Here is a 14,469-nt window from a genome sequence, read left to right on the forward strand (position 1 = left end):
GCCGCCATGTAGTACTCCAGAAAGTCGGGGGGTCGTCCTGCCCGGCGCGGCCGTTCATCGGCCGCGGCGCGTGGTGGTCGACTGCTAGCGCTCTGTCACAGGCGCTCCGGCCCGAGGCAGAACTGGGCGGGCCGTCACAGACAGTCTACGTCACCCAGGGTCCGCGCCGCGCCGGTTTGTTCACAGGACGCTCGTCACACGGCCAGAGACGTGCCCTATGTTGTGCACCGTGATGACTGAGAACCGGGTGGATCCGCCGACCGCCGGCGGCGAACGTGAGCTGCTGCAGGGATTCCTGGATTTCCACCGCGGCACGCTGCTGTGGAAGGTGTCCGGACTGACCGGGGCGCAGTTGGTCCAGCGCAGTGTGGACCCGTCCAGCCTTTCGCTGATCGGGCTGGTCCGGCACCTGAGCGAGGTCGAGAAGTACTGGTTCCACCGGGCGCTCGCCCAGCTCCCGGCGCCGCCGTTGCACTGGACCGCGGAGCATCCGGACGGCGACTTCGACCTGACCGACCCGGCTCGGGCCGAGCACGATCTCGCGGAGTTCCGGGAGATCGTCAGGGTGTCCGGCGAGATCGCCGCGGGCCACACCCTGGACGACACGTTCCTGCGCCCCGGCCACGAGGGTGAGTACTCCGTCCGCTACCTCTACATTCACATGATCGAGGAGTACGCCCGCCACAACGGCCACGCCGACCTCCTCCGCGAACGGATCGACGGCCTGACCGGCGAATAGTCAGGACTTGATCGACCGGATCAGCCCGACCAGATCGTTGGTCACGCCCCGGACGCCCGGGATGCGGGTCAGCCGGAGCAGCCGGTCGACCAGCGGGACGGACCGATCGATCAGTGCCTTGGTACGACGAAGATCCTTGCTGTCGTCGTGCACCCAGAACAGCACGATCCCCATCTGCATCAGCCACAGCAGCTCGGGCAGCTCCGCCTTCAGGTCGGCCGGCAGCTTGAGGTCCGAGCCCTCCACGACCCGGCGGAACAGTTCGACACTCGCCTCCCGCGCGGGCCGCGACTGGTCGCTGAACGGCGACAGCGGGCTCTTCGGTTCCGCCGCTGTCTTGAAGAACGTGCCGGCGAACTCGTGGTACGGCGCGGACACCTCGAGCCAGGCCCGCAGTACGCCGGTCAGCCGCGGGACGAATGCCTTCTCCGTCGCAAGGACCGACTCGACCGCCTCCACGTGCTGCACCTGCAGGTGGTCGTAGTACGCCTGCATCAGGTGCTCTTTGGAGCCGTAGTAGTAGTAAGCGTTGCCCACCGAGACGCCCGCCTCGGTGGCGATCGCCCGCATCGTCGTCTTGCCGTACCCCTGCTCGCGGAACAGCCGCAGCGCGGTGGACAGGATCAGCTCCCGGGTCTGCTCACCCTTGGTGGTCGCACTTTCCGTCACATCCGTCAGCGTAGTCACCCCCATCGCGCACACTCCCCCAACTCCGCAGCCCAGCCGCCGCCTGGACGATCGCCCGCGCCACCGGCCGCATCGCCGGACTGGCCAGCCGTACGGCGGTGTGCCGGTGCTCCCAGGTGGACCACAGGCACACGATCCACGCGCGGTCGCCGACGTACACGGACCCGTCGTCGGCGACCACCGTCACCTCGCGCAGCGTGGCTGCGTGGTCCAGCGCAGGGTAGAGCGCCCGCGCGTTCGCCGACCCCGCCGCGACGAACCGCAGGCGCACCACCCCTCCCCTCCCGTTGGACGCCGGCCGCTGGGCCGCCAGCCACTCCTTGAACCGGCGGCACAGACCGCACTGGGCGTCGTACAGGACGGTCAGCTCGTGCATGGTCAGTAGCCGTAGTGGACCGGTGTCTTGGCCGGCGCTTCGGCCGGGAGTACGTCGTTCGGCGGAACCGGCGGGTTGGTCATGGCCTCGAGCTGGCTGCGGCGGCGGATCATGTTGAAGATCCAGACGTTCATCAGGTGCAGCACACCGAGCACGAGCATCACGATGCCGAGCTTCACACTCAGCTGCTCGAACACGCCGCGAGCGTCGACGACCACCTTGTCGGCGCGCAGGAACAGCGTCACGAACCCCAGGTTGACCAGGTAGAACCCGGCCACCAGCAGCCTGTTGACCGCGTCGGCGAAGTCCTCGTTGCCGTGGAACACGTCGATCAGGAAGATCCGGCCGTTGTGGCTCAGCGTCCGGGCCACCCAGATCGTCAACGGCACCGAGACCAGCAGATAGATCAGGTACGTCGTCACGGTCATGCTCACCACGTCCTCACAAACTGAACACGTTCAAATTTGGTCACATGGCGAGCGTACGACCGACTTTTGAACATGTTCAAGTAGGCGACGACGTGAGCTGGGTCTCGCGCTGAGGCAGGATGGCCGCATGACGAGGATCGTCTGACCATGCGGGAGAAGGATCTCGACCGGTGGGTCGCCAAATACCGGAAGGCCTGGGAGTCGAACGACCCGGGCCACATCGCGGCGCTCTGGACCGAGGACGCCCTCTGGCACCGCCGCCCGGACGACGAGCCGGTGGTGGGCCGGGAGGCGATCGTCGCGGCCTGGCTCGAGGTGGCGGACGCACCGGGTGAGACGAGGTTCGAGTACGAGGTCCTCGGGTTCGGCGACGGTGTCGGGTTCGTCCGCGGCTGGACGACGTACCAGACCCAGCCGCCGAGCGAGTTCAGCAACCTGTGGGTGATCCGCCTCGCCCGCGACCGCGCCCACGAGTTCACCGAGTGGTGGATGGAGAAGCCGTGATGGGTTACGGTCTGGGTAGGCACTCAGGGTGCCACCGGTCCGCGGGAAGGGCTCAGCCCACCTGATCACGGAGTTGTGTGGTTGTTGTTCACCTCCTTTCTCGCCTGACGACGCGGACAGCAGGCTCGTAGAGAGGAGGTCGCGATGCCGACCCGGAATCTCCCGAACGACCCGCACCTGGACCACCTGCGCAAGCAGGCCAAGACGCTGCTCAAGCAGGTCCGCGCCGGGGACGACGAGGCCGTCGCCCTGGCCGACGAGTTCCATCCCGTCCAGTCGCTGGCCGACGCGCAACTGGTGATCGCCCGCAGCTACGGGTTCCCCAGCTGGCCGCGGATCGTCCGGCATCTGGAGCTGGTCGACCAGTACAGCCGCTCCCCGCACCGCCAGTCGATCGGTGGCCCACTCGACACCCCGGAGCAACGCGCCGAGGAGTTCCTGCGACTCGCGACGCTGCACTACGGACAGGACGATCCGGCCCGGCAGCGGTCCGCGGAGCAGTTGCTCGAGCAGTTCCCAGAGGTTGCTCGGAGCAACATCTACACGATGGCGGTGGCCGGCGAGCTGGACGCCGTACGCGAGGTTCTCGCGGCGGATCCCTGGCAGGCAAGGGAGGAAGGCGGTCCGTACCGCTGGCCACCGTTGCTCTACGTCACCTACGGGCGGCTCGACGTACCGCATCAGGTGGAGATCGCGCGGCTGCTCCTCGAGCATGGCGCCGACCCGAACGCAGGCTATCTGTGGCAAGGCATGCCGTCACCGTTCACAGCCTTGACCGGGGCGTTCGGTCGTGGTGAAGGCGATCAGCCACCGCACCGCAACCGGGTCGAGCTCGCGCGGTTGCTGCTGGACGCCGGAGCCGATCCGAACGACAGCCAGACCATGTACAACTGCGGTCCCGGTTGCCCTCCGCCGTACGACGACGTCCACCTGGAGCTCCTGCTGGAGTACGGGCTGGGCAAAGGCGACGGCGGCCCGTGGCATGAGCGGATGACGACCGCGCACCCGACACCGCAGCAGCTCCTGGAGGACGAGCTCGTCTTCGCGGCGTCGACAGGCCTGCTGCACCGGGCCGAGCTGGTGCTTGCTCAAGGCATCGATCCGGAGGGACGTGGTACCGGGCATCCGGGCTTCGGTGGGCATCGCGCCTACGAGTTCGCCGCCGTCCAGGGGCACACCGAGATCGCGGAGCTGCTGCGTGCTCGCGGTGCGGCGCCGCTGGACGACGTCCACGAGGTCTTCGCCGCCGTCATGCGGGGTGAGACCCCGGCCGTCAGCCCCGAACTGATCTCGCGAGCCATCGCGCGCAATCCGTACCTTCCCCTCCGGGCCGCCGAGATCGGCCGGACCGAAGCTCTGGAGCCATTGAAGAACCTGGGCTTCGACCTCAACGTGATGGCGGGGTCCGCGCCGATTCACCAAGCCGCGATCAACGGCCACCTCGATACCGTCAAGAAGCTCGTCGAGCTGGGCGCCGACCCCGAACTGCGTGATCCCTCGTACGACGGGCCTGCGCTGGGCTGGGCAGAACACAGCTGGGCCGAGGACGACCGCAAGCAGGCTGTGATCGACTACCTCAAGGGCTTACGGCAAGGAACAGGAACGCGCTGAACACCATCAGGTGGACGGCGCCCTGAAGCAGGGTCGCCCGGCCGGTGGCGAGGGTGAGAATGCTGGTCACGACGGTCAGCGCGAACAGCACCATCTCCATGCCACCGAGGCCGAGCACCAACGGGCCGTCCAGCCAGATGGAGGCGACCGCGATCGCCGGGATGGTCAGGCCGATGCTGGCGAGCGCTGAGCCCAGAGCCAGGTTGACGCTGGTCTGGAGGCGGTTCCGCAGTGCGGCGCGCACTGCGGCAACCGTCTCCGGCAGCAGCACCAGCAGCGCGATGACGACACCGACCACGGCCACGGGTGCACCGGCCGACTCCACCGCGGACTCGAGCCTCGGCGAGACCGTCTTGGCGAGACCGACGACCGAGATCAGGCAGACGAACAAGAGTCCAAGGCTGAGGAGCGCGACCTTCGCGCTCGGCGCGGCCGCGTGCACCTCCTCGCTCTCCAGATCCTCGGCTTCGGCCTCCGCGTCGGGGACGGGGAGGAAGTAGTCGCGGTGCCGGATCGTCTGGACGAAGACGAAAACGCCGTACATCACGAGTGACGCCACACCTGCGAACGCGAGCTGAGCCGTGCTGAACTGCGGCCCCGGCGCGCTGGTCGTGAACGTCGGCAGCACCAGGCTCAGCGTCACCAGCGCGGTCATCACCGCGAGCACACCGGTCGACGCACGGACGCGGAACTCCTGCACGTGATGCCGCAACGAGCCGACAACGAGTGACAGTCCGAGGATGCCGTTGCAGGTGATCATCACCGCGGCGAACACGGTGTCCCGCGCCAGCGACGCGGCCTTGTCGCCGCCGGACGCCATCAGCGTCACGATCAGTGCGACCTCGATGACCGTCACCGCGAGCGCGAGGATCAGCGTGCCGAACGGTTCGCCGACGCGGTGTGCGACCACTTCGGCATGGTGGACGGCCGCGATCACCGCCGCGCCCAGACCGGCGCAGACCAGGATCAGCAGGATGACACCCAGGTCACGACCCCAGGACAGGACCAGGACGACGAGAGCGAGCGGGGGCACGGCCAGACTCCAGCGCGGCAACCCTTGGACCACGGTGTTTGTCATCCCCGAGAAGTCTATGGCGTACGGCGATATCCGGTTGGCATCCGCCGCCTGACAGGTGATGCTTCTCGCACCATGACAGTGCAGATCAGGACCGCGACCGACGCCGACTGGCCGGCCATCTGGCCGTTCTTCCACGAGATCGTCACCGCGCGGGAGACGTACGCCTACGACCCGGAGCTGACCGAGGAGCAGGCCCGCCCGCTCTGGATGTCACCGTCGAGCGCCGCGCGCAGCCGCACCACGGTCGCGGTCGATGCCGACGGCACCGTGCTGGGCACCGCCAACATGTACCCGAACCGCCCGGGTCCGGGATCGCACGTCGCCAGCGCGAGCTTCATGGTCGACGCGGCTGCCCGGGGCAAGGGCGTCGGCCACCTGCTCGGTCAGGACATGATCGACTGGGCCGCTCGGGAAGGGTTCCGGTCGATCCAGTTCAACGCGGTGGTGGAGACCAACGAGTCCGCCGTACACCTGTGGCAAGCGCTCGGCTTCACCATCATCGGGACGGTGCCGGAAGCGTTCGACCACCCCAAGCACGGGTACGTCGGCCTGCACGTGATGCACCGCCCGCTGTAACTCAGCCGTCCAGTCGCTCCGCGACGAGCCGGGTAACGCGATCGAGCTCACGACGTACGGAGACCTGCTGCCGCGGCGCGCAGTACCGCGGCGGTGAGGGCGTCCAGGATGGGCGACTCCAGCTTCCAGTGCTGCCAGTACAACGGCACGTCGATGTACTTGCCGGGGGCAACATCCACCAGGCGGCCGGCGGCCAGCTCGGGCTCCGCGATCTCGTCCTCGATCATGCCCCAGCCGAGGCCGATCCGGACGGCTTGGTGGAAGGCGCCGGGAGCCGGGACGGCGTGCGCCGGCGGGTCCATCCGGCGCCGGGTCACCTTCCGGATCAGCCGGTGCTGCAGTACGTCCTTGGCGTTGAAGATCACCATCGGTGCCTCGGCGAGCGCATCCGCCAGCGGCTTGCCGGCCAGCCATCGCTCGGCGTACTCGGGAGTCGCGACGGGTAGGTACCGCATCTTGCCCAGCGGTACGACGCGGCAGCCTTGGACCGGCCGTGGATCGGCCGTCACCGCGGCCAGAACCGTGCCGTTGCGGAGGAATTCGGCCGAGTGCTCCTCGTCCTCCTGGTGGACCAGGAACCTGGCGTCGAGGCTCTGGGACAGGTCGAGCATCGCAGGCAGGAACCAGTTGTTCAGCGAGTCCGCGTTCACCGCGATCGGCAGCCGGAGCGCCTCGACGGTGCCGCGGACCGCGACGATCGCCTCCAGTTCGAGCAGCGAGACCTGCCGCGCGAGCCGGAGCAGCGCCTCGCCGGCCGCGGTCGGACGCGTCGGCTTGCCGCGCATCACCACCACCTGACCGAGGCGGCTCTCCAAGGCCTTGATGCGCTGACTGACCGCGGACGGCGTCACCCGCAGACGCCGCGCCGCCGCGTCGAAACTGCCCTCGTCGACGACGGCGGCGAACGTCTCGAGCTGTGCGGAGTCGAACTGCATGATGAAGCAATCCTAATGCTGCTTCAGAATCTTTAGCTGGTTTGTTCAGCCATCCGCTGCCTACCGTCGAGGTATGCCCCTCCTCGCCGGCTTCGCCACGTCCTTGTCCCTGATCGTCGCGATCGGCGCCCAGAACGCCTTCGTGCTGCGCCAGGGCCTGCGCCGTGAGCACGTCCTGCCGGTGGTCCTCACCTGCGCGTTGTCCGACGCGCTCCTGATCTCCGGCGGCATCGCCGGCCTCGGCGCCCTTCTCACGCGCAGCCAACTAGCCCTCGATGCGGCACAGTACGGCGGCGCCGCCTTCCTCTACCTGTACGCCGCCTTCGCCCTGAAGCGAGCCTTCAACCCCGGGTCCATCAGCCCCGCCGACCACGGCCCCACCGCACTCCGCAGCGTCGTACTGACCTGCCTCGCCTTCACCTACCTCAACCCCCACGTCTACCTCGACACCGTCGTGCTCCTCGGCTCCCTCGCCAACCAGCGCGGCACCGACGGCCGCTGGTTCTACGGTCTCGGCGCGGTCGCCGCCAGTTTCACGTGGTTCTTCTCTCTCGGCTTCTTCTCCCGCACCCTCACCCCCGTCTTCACCCGCCCTCGAGCCTGGCAGTACCTCGACACCGCCATCGCCCTCCTGATGGCAACCCTTGCCACCTGGCTCCTCCTGCCCTGAGAACGCAACCGTTCCCAGCGCGCGTCGCGAACGACGGCCGAGGAGACGACGGTCAACGCGTATCTGTTCCGCTGACCCCCTCGCTGCGGTACCTCTGCGGGGAGGAGGGATCGAGCGTGGACGTGACCGTCTTGTGCGATGCGGTAGCGGTGTTTCCCGAGAGTGTGCCGGATGCGTTGCCTGGCTGGGGGAAGGAGCACGCCGCCTGGACTGCGGACGTGATGCCGGGCAACGTGTCGAACGGCGGGTGGCTCCTGCACTTCCACAGCTACTTGGTGACTGGCGACACCGGAGTGGTACTGGTGGATGCCGGAGTCGGGCCGGCTGGTGGCGAGGCGGCGGAGTGGTTGGGGGTGGCTGGGCGGTTGCCGGGGCTGCTGGAGTCGGCCGGGGTGGCTGTGGATGACGTTGATGCGGTGGTGTTGACGCATGTGCATCTGGACCACGTCGGGTGGAGTGCGGAGGGGTCGGCGCCGCGGTTCCCACGGGCGGAGTACGTCGTACAGCGGGCTGAGCTGGAGCACGTGCGCGGCGGGGCGACGTATGAGCGGATGATCCGGCCGGTGGTGGAGGCGGGGCAGTTGCGTGTGGTTGAAGGGGAGGTCGGGCTGCGCGGGATGCGGTTGGTGCCGACTCCTGGGCATACGCCCGGGCATCAGTCGGTGGTGACCGAACGGGCCGTGCTCGGGGGTGACGTGCTGGTGCATCCGGCGCAGGCGCGGTGGCCCGAGCTCACCTATGTGTACGAGCGTGATCCGGCGCAAGCAGTCACTTCACGCCGGGAGGTGCTCGCGCTGGCGGCCGCGTCGGGGATCCCGATCGCGGCCGCGCATCCGCACGCGGCCCTCGACGGCCACGCAAACCCGCTCGCGACACCGACCGCAGGCGACACCGCCTGTCCGCCGTACACCCTTTAGCGGTAGCCGGTGGTGTCCGCCGGCTTGCCGGGTTCCTGGACCTCGACGATGTAGCGCCACGCGTCCGGGCGACTCCCGTCCAGGTCGGTGAATCCGTAGACCTGCGCGAGTTCGCCGCTGGACGTGGACTTGCCGTTCCAGCGGCGTACGTCGGGGTCCGCCGCCAGTGCGGCCACCGCGCGGCCGACGTACGACGGGCTCTCGGAGATCGCGAAGTGCGGGATCCGCTCGGTCGCCTCGCGCCAGGTCTCCTCGGTGACGCCGAAGCCCTCCAGCATCGCCTCGGATCGAAGCCACCCGGGCGTCAGCAGGACGGCGGTCGCCTCGTGCTTGTCGAGTTCGTGCGCGAGCGCGAACGCCATCCGGCCGACCGCGCCCTTCGCTACGTCGTAGAAGAACGACACGCGGTACGTGTGAGCGTTGTAGTCGTTGGTCCCGTCCGTCATCTCGATGACGAGGCCACCAGGTGACTTGATCAGCAGCGGCAGCGCGTAGTGGCTGGTGATCACGTGCGTGTCGATGCCGAGCCGCAGCAGCCGCAGGCCGTCCTCGAGGTTGCTCTCCCAGACCGTCTTGTCCCACTCGGGTTCGCCGTGCTGACCCCAGATGTCGTTGACCAGGATGTGCAGCGCGCCCTGCTCGCGCTCGATCCGGTCGATCAGGTCGCGCACCTGCTCAGGGACGAGATGGTCGACGGGTACGGCGATGCCGTGGCCGCCGGCCTGGTCGACGAGCTCCGCGGTGTCCTCGATCGTCTCCGGCCGGTTCATCTCGGAGCGACCGGCCCGCGTGGTCCGGCCGGTCACGTACACGGTCGCGCCGGCCGCGCCGAGCTGGACCGCGATCCCCCGCCCGGCCGCGCGGGTCGCCCCGGTCACCAGCGCCACCTTGCCCGCCAACGGCTTCATCCGCCCGCCTCCTTCTTCCATACGTTGTATGATTATGTACCATACGACGTATGGTTAACGCGGGCAAGCGGTCCGGGCGGCCTCGTGCCGGGGAGGAGCGGCTGAGCCGCGGGGCGATCCTGACGGCGGCCTTGCGGATCGTGGACGACGAGGGGATCGACGCGCTGACGATGCGACGACTGGCCGCGACCCTCGAGGTCAACCCGATGTCGCTGTACCACCACCTGCCGAACAAGGCGGCCGTGCTGGCCGGGCTGGCGGAGCTGGTCTTCGCGGGGCTCGAGCAGCCCGATCCCGGTGATTCCGTGCCGTGGGACGAGCAACTGAAGGACGCCGCCCGGGGCTATCGCAACGCTCTCCGCGCGCACCCGAACCTCGCGCTCCAGGTGCTGTCGGACACGTCCGCGGTGTCGGCGGTCGTGGTGGTGGTCGTGGAGCCGTTCTACCGCGCGCTCGACCGGGCCGGGCTGTCACCGCGGCAGATCTTCGAGGCGGCGAACACCCTGGTCGACTTCATCCACGGCTTCTCGCTCGGCGAGGCGTCGGTCCGCACGGAGAACTTCGACCTCGCGCCCGACCTGATCACCCGGGTTGAGCAGTTGCCCGCAGGCAAGGCGCCCGTACTCGCGCGGGTCGTCGGTGAGCTGGGCCCCGAGGGTCTCGCCTACGACTTCGACAGCGGGTTCGAGTCCGGGCTGGCCACGCTGACCGCAGGCATCGGCGCGACCCGTCGCCGGTAGCGCGAGATCGCGACGCCGATCAGACACAGGACACCGCCGAGGTAGGCCAGCGGCGCAGGGCTTTCGTCGAGCAGGAGCCAGCCGAGGAAGATCGTCAGCGGCGGAACCAGGTACGTCGTGGCGCCCATCCGGCCCGCCGTCGTACGAGCCAGCGCGTAGGCCCAGGTGGTGAACGCGATCGCGGTCGGGAACGCGCCGAGGAAGACGATCCACCAGATGGTCGACGGTCGCGCGTCGGCGGTCTCCCGCACCAGCGTCGGCGCGAACGGCAGACAGGCGATCGCACCGATCACGCAGGACAGCCAGGTCACCTCCAGCGCGGGCAACCGAGACAGCAGTGGCTTCTGCGAGACCACCCCGATTGCGTACGCCGCCGCAGCCACCAGACACAGCAGGACACCCCACGTCTCTGCGCTGCCGCTGGACGATGACAGGCCGATCAGGACCACACCTCCAAAGGCCGCGACGCTGCCCATCACCAACTGACGTGGGAATCCTTCGTGCAGCAGGACACCGGCGAGCAGTGCGATCAGCAATGGACCGATGTTCACCAGCATCGCGGTCGTGCCGGCGTCGAGGCGGCGCTCGGCCTCGTTCAGCGCGAGGTTGTAGAGACCGAACCAGAGCAGACCGCAGACCAGCAGCAGCTTCCAATCACCCCTCGCCGGCCAGCGGCGTGGTCGGGTGAAGACGAAGATACCCAGCAGCACGCTGCCGACCAGCAACCTGCCCAGGGACAGGGCGCCCGCCGAGATGTCCTGGCCGACATGGCGGATCGCGACGAACGCCGATGCCCACAACACCACCGTCACCGCCGCCGCGCCCGCGGCCAGCACACCCTGCTTCCTCATGACTGTGACCCTAGGTCTCCGTTGCTTCGGCGGATACCGAATTGACGGGCGCCGGCAGGGCCAGCGGTACGACGAACGCTGTCAGCAGCACCGGCACGGTGAGGGCGGCGACCAGGATCGCCATGCTGAACCAGAGCGAACCGAGCGCGAATCCCGCGAAGACCGCGATCGCGAACACCTCCGAGAAGAAGCCGGACACCGAGGTGATCGTGGCGCGCGCCGGACCGGTGATGGAGTCCTGCAGGCGTGCCTCCGAGACCACGATGACCAGTTGCATGACGCCGTACCCGACCGCGATCGGGATGAAGCCCCAGGCCGACCGGCTCAGCGAACCCCACGCGATCAGCACCGCGGTCACCCCCAGACCGATCGCGAAGGTTGCTGCTGGCAACCTGTACGCCGCTCCCGCCAGCGCGCCGCCGATGGCTTGGGCGGCGACCCGTACCGGCGATCAGCAACGGGATCGCGCCGGTGGACGCACCGGCCTCGCGGGCGAGCAACGGAAAGTACTCGTCGAACGCCATGAAGCCCATGAGCACGGCGACCAGGCCGGCCGCCCGGCGTACCGTCCGTCCGGTCAGCACCTCCGTCACACCCGACCGCAGCATGGCCAGGTACGACGCGAACGCCGCACCCGTCGATTCGGAACCATCGTCGGCGGCAGCTTCGGCCGGCGGCGCCTCCGGAAGGGTCAGTGCGACGACGGCCTGAACCAGACAGCTGAGCACACTGAAGACGCCGGCCAAGGTGTAGCCGCCGAGGGCGAACAGCGGTGTCGCCAGGGCGGTGGCCGCGAGGTTCGCCAGGAAGGATGCCGACCTGGCCCGACCGAGCAGACTCGCGTATCGACCAGCGCGGTCCCGGGCGACCAGTTCGTCATACACGAAGGCTTCGAAGGTGCCGGAGATCAGCGCCGAGGATGTTCCCCACAGCACGAATCCCAGGGCGAAGCCGGCGAACGACGGCAGCGTGATCCAGGCGGCATACCCGAGCGCACTGATCAGCGCACCGAGCACCAGCAACTTGCGCCGCGAGTACGTGTCCGCCCAGGCGCCCGACGGCACCTCGAGCACGAACCCGGTCGTCGACCAGATGACGAACAGCGTCGAGATCTGGGCAGCCGACAGGCCATGATCGGCGAACAGCAACTGGTACAGCGGATACAGCGGGATGAAGTCCTGCAGCGCCTCGAACGCGACAATGCGCGCGGAGAGACTGGTCGGCAGGCGGTCGGGGCGGTCAGTGCGTCAAAGGTGCGGGCTCGTGAATCTCATGTCTTGAAAGATACGGCGAAATCACCGCGCCGGGCAGGTGATTTCCGCGAGCTGTGGACAACCGCCACGCAAAATGAGGAGCGGTCCGGGACACGGGTCCGTCAGAGTAGAGCGATGGGAGATGTCAGCGAACGGTTCTGGGCGAAGCTGCCGGAAGGCAGCCGGGACGCCCTCGTCGACGGGCTGAGCCAGTCCGAACTGCAGTCGGTCCTGCTGGACGTGAACCGCCGGCGAGCCGCCAAGGTGACGCCGGCCCGCCTCCTGCAGCGGTGGCAGCAGGACCGGTTCGTGCGACCGGGGCCCGCCGACCCGCGGCAGCTGGTGAAGACCCAGCAGCGGCTGTGGGAGCGACTGCCGGCCCGGTTCGAGGGCGTCGAGCTGTCCCCGGTCGCTCCGCTCGGCACGTGTTCCGCGATGTCGACCATCAACCAGAACCAGGTGGTCAGCACGATCCGCGGTACCGAGGTCGCCAGCGACCCGACGAACGAGCTCGCGATCGAGGCCGCCGTACGACGTCGTGCCGGGCAGGCCCGGGTGGACCTGGCCGCGTGCCAGCGGGTGCTGCGCGCACAGCCGTTCGAGGGGCCGGGCATGTTCGCGCACTTCCAGCTGTTCGTGCTGGTCTCGAGTGCGCGGGACACCGGTTCGGGCCGGACCGAGGCCGAGCTACTGATCGACCACCTGCGGTTCTGGCACGACGTACTGGGTGACACGGCTGATCTCACCTTCACCATGTTCAGGCCGTCCGCGGTGCGCGAGCGGATCGACGACACGGTCCGTCCGGCGCTGAAGATCAGCCTCACCGAGGACACCGAGCGGACGACGAGCGAGAACTACTACTCCGGTACGGCGCTCGGCATCGGCTGCGACGGAGAGGGCCTCGGTGATGGCGGCTTCACCACCTGGACCGCGGACCTGCTCGGCGACCAGAAGGAACGCTGCCTGACGTCGTGCGTATCCACCGAGCGCCTGACCGCGATCAGCCCCGCAGCTTGAGCAGTCCGGCGTCCGTCGGGCGGAAGCCGCACGCGTTCAGGTAGAACGCCGTCAGGTGTGGCTCGAAGTCGACGTGGAGCCATTCACACCCGGCGGCCTTCGCCTCAGCGGCGGCGGTCAGCACCAACTGCTTGCCGATGCCTTGCCGGCCGTGCTCCGGATGGACGGCGGTGTCCAGAACGAACGCGTGAGCGCCGCCGTCCCAGCACACCTGCACGAATCCGACCAGCTGGTCGTTGTTGAAGGCCCCTACCCAGGTGAGTGCGTGCCGCTCCAGCCGCGCGGCCCACGGCTGCACGGTGACCTCGCTCCCGAAGGCGAGGGCGTGCAGGGTCGACAACTCCTGGTCGTCGACCGGAAACCGCACCACGTAGCCCCCAGTCACACGCGACCCCGTGCGAGCAGCGCAGCGGCCGATTCCAGGCGGGCGTTCCAGCCGGCGGCCGGCTCCGAGCCGTCCGGGTAGTCCGCCATCGTGAGGTAGCCCTGGACCATCGTCGACGGCATCGCCTCTGCCAGGCCATGGCTCGTCCCGTAGGCGTCCACCGCCTCACTCCAGCGCTCGGGCTCCACCGACGACAGCAGGAACCACGCCAGGTCGAGCGCGCCCGGCGCCGCTGACACGTCCTCCCAGTCCAGGAACGCGACCACGCCGTCCGGTGCGGTCCGCAGGTTCTGGGCCGATGCATCGCCGTGGGCCAGCGTGAGCTCGCCGGCTCGCGCGACATCGCGCTCAGCGTCGAGGACGTGACCCACCAGCCGCTCCCCCGCCTCACGCACCGGAGCGGACAGATCTGAGCGGCTGGCCAGTCGTGGCCAGGTCCGATCGAACAGAGCGGCGACCAGGTCCGCACCGGCTTCCAGCGGCCGCAGCCACGGCCACTCCAAGTGCGCACGGCCGATCCACCGATCGTGCAGATCCCGCAGAGCCTTGGCACCCGCCACGGGCTCGGCGCCAGGCTCCCAGGCGGAGAGATCTTCCAGCACCAGCAGCGTCCCCTCGGCGTTCGCCTCGGACTCGTAGCAGGCAGGCACCCGGACGCCGACGACCGGCGCGATCTCCCGATAGAAGCGGACCTCGGACTCGAAGATGTTCAGGACCGCGGGGATCGACCCCGGTTCCGCCGGTGACCGGCGCTTCACATGGTTCGGCACCACGTCAGGCTAGGCGGGGATCGC

General features: G+C 68.7%; 18 protein-coding genes and 1 pseudogene. 8 read left to right on the forward strand and 11 right to left on the reverse strand.

Annotated elements, in window-relative coordinates; genetic code table 11:
* Positions 1-232 precede the first annotated feature (232 nt).
* On the forward strand, positions 233-739 hold the full coding sequence (locus tag AB0I34_RS35835; protein WP_360454074.1) for a DinB family protein: 507 nt from the start codon (positions 233-235) through the stop codon (positions 737-739).
* Here AB0I34_RS35835 and AB0I34_RS35840 read toward each other — a convergent pair whose 3' ends face one another.
* From AB0I34_RS35840 to AB0I34_RS35850, 3 genes are read right to left on the reverse strand one after another with little or no spacing between them, the layout of a single operon-like run.
* Entirely contained in the window at positions 740-1,408 is a 669-nt protein-coding gene (locus AB0I34_RS35840; RefSeq protein ID WP_360454076.1) for a TetR family transcriptional regulator, read from the reverse strand. It lies immediately after the preceding gene.
* Positions 1,380-1,802 (reverse strand): DCC1-like thiol-disulfide oxidoreductase family protein, encoded by a 423-nt coding sequence (locus AB0I34_RS35845; RefSeq protein ID WP_360454078.1) that lies wholly within the window; start codon positions 1,800-1,802, stop codon positions 1,380-1,382. The genes AB0I34_RS35840 and AB0I34_RS35845 overlap by 29 nt, the downstream gene beginning before the upstream one ends.
* Before the next feature lie 2 nt (positions 1,803-1,804).
* Positions 1,805-2,230 carry a hypothetical protein gene (locus AB0I34_RS35850; RefSeq protein ID WP_360454081.1) on the reverse strand — a complete coding sequence of 142 codons (426 nt, stop codon included), beginning with the start codon at positions 2,228-2,230 and terminating at the stop codon, positions 1,805-1,807.
* 147 nt (positions 2,231-2,377) lie between these two features.
* Between AB0I34_RS35850 and AB0I34_RS35855 the strand changes: the two genes are divergently transcribed.
* Positions 2,378-2,734: a nuclear transport factor 2 family protein gene (locus tag AB0I34_RS35855; RefSeq protein WP_360454083.1), complete on the forward strand. Its 357-nt coding sequence runs from the start codon at positions 2,378-2,380 to the stop codon at positions 2,732-2,734.
* A 144-nt stretch (positions 2,735-2,878) separates the two neighbouring features.
* On the forward strand, positions 2,879-4,345 hold the full coding sequence (locus AB0I34_RS35860; RefSeq protein ID WP_360454086.1) for an ankyrin repeat domain-containing protein: 1,467 nt from the start codon (positions 2,879-2,881) through the stop codon (positions 4,343-4,345).
* Here the strand turns inward: AB0I34_RS35860 and AB0I34_RS35865 are convergent.
* Complete coding sequence (locus tag AB0I34_RS35865; RefSeq protein ID WP_360454089.1) at positions 4,311-5,423, reverse strand: ionic transporter y4hA; 1,113 nt, start codon at positions 5,421-5,423, stop codon at positions 4,311-4,313. The two genes, AB0I34_RS35860 and AB0I34_RS35865, sit on opposite strands and share 35 nt — an antisense overlap.
* 72 nt (positions 5,424-5,495) lie before the next feature.
* Between AB0I34_RS35865 and AB0I34_RS35870 the strand changes: the two genes are divergently transcribed.
* Positions 5,496-5,999, forward strand: coding sequence for a GNAT family N-acetyltransferase (locus AB0I34_RS35870; RefSeq protein ID WP_360454092.1), 504 nt, complete (start codon positions 5,496-5,498; stop codon positions 5,997-5,999).
* 47 nt (positions 6,000-6,046) lie between these two features.
* Here AB0I34_RS35870 and AB0I34_RS35875 read toward each other — a convergent pair whose 3' ends face one another.
* The gene (locus tag AB0I34_RS35875) at positions 6,047-6,934 is read right to left on the reverse strand and encodes a LysR family transcriptional regulator ArgP (protein WP_360454095.1); all 888 of its coding nucleotides are present in this window, start codon (positions 6,932-6,934) and stop codon (positions 6,047-6,049) included.
* 73 nt (positions 6,935-7,007) lie between these two features.
* On the opposite strand from AB0I34_RS35875, the gene AB0I34_RS35880 reads away from it, so the two are divergent.
* Positions 7,008-7,604, forward strand: coding sequence for a LysE/ArgO family amino acid transporter (locus AB0I34_RS35880; RefSeq protein WP_360454098.1), 597 nt, complete (start codon positions 7,008-7,010; stop codon positions 7,602-7,604).
* Between the two features lie 116 nt (positions 7,605-7,720).
* Entirely contained in the window at positions 7,721-8,521 is an 801-nt protein-coding gene (locus tag AB0I34_RS35885) for an MBL fold metallo-hydrolase (protein ID WP_360454101.1), read from the forward strand.
* On the opposite strand, the gene AB0I34_RS35890 is transcribed toward AB0I34_RS35885, so the two are convergent.
* Complete coding sequence (locus AB0I34_RS35890) at positions 8,518-9,429, reverse strand: SDR family oxidoreductase (protein WP_360454104.1); 912 nt, start codon at positions 9,427-9,429, stop codon at positions 8,518-8,520. The genes AB0I34_RS35885 and AB0I34_RS35890 overlap by 4 nt on opposite strands.
* Positions 9,430-9,479: 50 nt before the next feature.
* Here AB0I34_RS35890 and AB0I34_RS35895 point away from each other — a divergent pair, with 50 nt between their 5' ends.
* On the forward strand, positions 9,480-10,169 hold the full coding sequence (locus tag AB0I34_RS35895; RefSeq protein WP_360454107.1) for a TetR/AcrR family transcriptional regulator C-terminal domain-containing protein: 690 nt from the start codon (positions 9,480-9,482) through the stop codon (positions 10,167-10,169).
* On the opposite strand, the gene AB0I34_RS35900 is transcribed toward AB0I34_RS35895, so the two are convergent.
* From AB0I34_RS35900 to AB0I34_RS35910, 3 genes and pseudogenes are all read right to left on the reverse strand, one after another.
* Positions 10,094-11,020: a DMT family transporter gene (locus tag AB0I34_RS35900; protein ID WP_360454110.1), complete on the reverse strand. Its 927-nt coding sequence runs from the start codon at positions 11,018-11,020 to the stop codon at positions 10,094-10,096. The two genes, AB0I34_RS35895 and AB0I34_RS35900, sit on opposite strands and share 76 nt — an antisense overlap.
* Positions 11,021-11,030: 10 nt before the next feature.
* The gene (locus AB0I34_RS35905) at positions 11,031-11,411 is read right to left on the reverse strand and encodes a hypothetical protein (protein WP_360454244.1); all 381 of its coding nucleotides are present in this window, start codon (positions 11,409-11,411) and stop codon (positions 11,031-11,033) included.
* A gap of 127 nt (positions 11,412-11,538) precedes the next feature.
* A pseudogene (locus AB0I34_RS35910) lies at positions 11,539-12,168 on the reverse strand (MFS transporter); the annotation flags it as partial.
* Between the two features lie 240 nt (positions 12,169-12,408).
* On the opposite strand from AB0I34_RS35910, the gene AB0I34_RS35915 reads away from it, so the two are divergent.
* Complete coding sequence (locus AB0I34_RS35915; protein WP_360454112.1) at positions 12,409-13,290, forward strand: hypothetical protein; 882 nt, start codon at positions 12,409-12,411, stop codon at positions 13,288-13,290.
* Here the strand turns inward: AB0I34_RS35915 and AB0I34_RS35920 are convergent.
* Positions 13,274-13,675: a GNAT family N-acetyltransferase gene (locus AB0I34_RS35920; protein ID WP_360454115.1), complete on the reverse strand. Its 402-nt coding sequence runs from the start codon at positions 13,673-13,675 to the stop codon at positions 13,274-13,276. The genes AB0I34_RS35915 and AB0I34_RS35920 overlap by 17 nt on opposite strands.
* On the reverse strand, positions 13,672-14,445 hold the full coding sequence (locus tag AB0I34_RS35925; RefSeq protein ID WP_360454118.1) for a phosphotransferase: 774 nt from the start codon (positions 14,443-14,445) through the stop codon (positions 13,672-13,674). Before AB0I34_RS35925 ends, AB0I34_RS35920 begins: the two co-directional genes overlap by 4 nt.
* Positions 14,446-14,469 lie beyond the last annotated feature (24 nt).

It is taken from the genome of Kribbella sp. NPDC050281 (assembly GCF_040655855.1).
Taxonomy (GTDB): Bacteria; Actinomycetota; Actinomycetes; order Propionibacteriales; family Kribbellaceae; genus Kribbella.

Excerpts from the sequence above, each read along its gene's own strand:
- AB0I34_RS35835 (WP_360454074.1), top strand. The coding sequence starts at position 233 with ATGACTGAGAACCGGGTGGATCCGCCGACCGCCGGCGGCGAACGTGAG.
- AB0I34_RS35845 (WP_360454078.1), bottom strand. The coding sequence starts at position 1,802 with ATGCACGAGCTGACCGTCCTGTACGACGCCCAGTGCGGTCTGTGCCGC.
- AB0I34_RS35850 (WP_360454081.1), bottom strand. The coding sequence starts at position 2,230 with ATGACCGTGACGACGTACCTGATCTATCTGCTGGTCTCGGTGCCGTTG.
- AB0I34_RS35855 (WP_360454083.1), top strand. The coding sequence starts at position 2,378 with ATGCGGGAGAAGGATCTCGACCGGTGGGTCGCCAAATACCGGAAGGCC.
- AB0I34_RS35860 (WP_360454086.1), top strand. The coding sequence starts at position 2,879 with ATGCCGACCCGGAATCTCCCGAACGACCCGCACCTGGACCACCTGCGC.
- AB0I34_RS35865 (WP_360454089.1), bottom strand. The coding sequence starts at position 5,423 with ATGACAAACACCGTGGTCCAAGGGTTGCCGCGCTGGAGTCTGGCCGTG.
- AB0I34_RS35870 (WP_360454092.1), top strand. The coding sequence starts at position 5,496 with ATGACAGTGCAGATCAGGACCGCGACCGACGCCGACTGGCCGGCCATC.
- AB0I34_RS35875 (WP_360454095.1), bottom strand. The coding sequence starts at position 6,934 with ATGCAGTTCGACTCCGCACAGCTCGAGACGTTCGCCGCCGTCGTCGAC.
- AB0I34_RS35880 (WP_360454098.1), top strand. The coding sequence starts at position 7,008 with ATGCCCCTCCTCGCCGGCTTCGCCACGTCCTTGTCCCTGATCGTCGCG.
- AB0I34_RS35890 (WP_360454104.1), bottom strand. The coding sequence starts at position 9,429 with ATGAAGCCGTTGGCGGGCAAGGTGGCGCTGGTGACCGGGGCGACCCGC.
- AB0I34_RS35895 (WP_360454107.1), top strand. The coding sequence starts at position 9,480 with ATGGTTAACGCGGGCAAGCGGTCCGGGCGGCCTCGTGCCGGGGAGGAG.
- AB0I34_RS35900 (WP_360454110.1), bottom strand. The coding sequence starts at position 11,020 with ATGAGGAAGCAGGGTGTGCTGGCCGCGGGCGCGGCGGCGGTGACGGTG.
- AB0I34_RS35915 (WP_360454112.1), top strand. The coding sequence starts at position 12,409 with ATGGGAGATGTCAGCGAACGGTTCTGGGCGAAGCTGCCGGAAGGCAGC.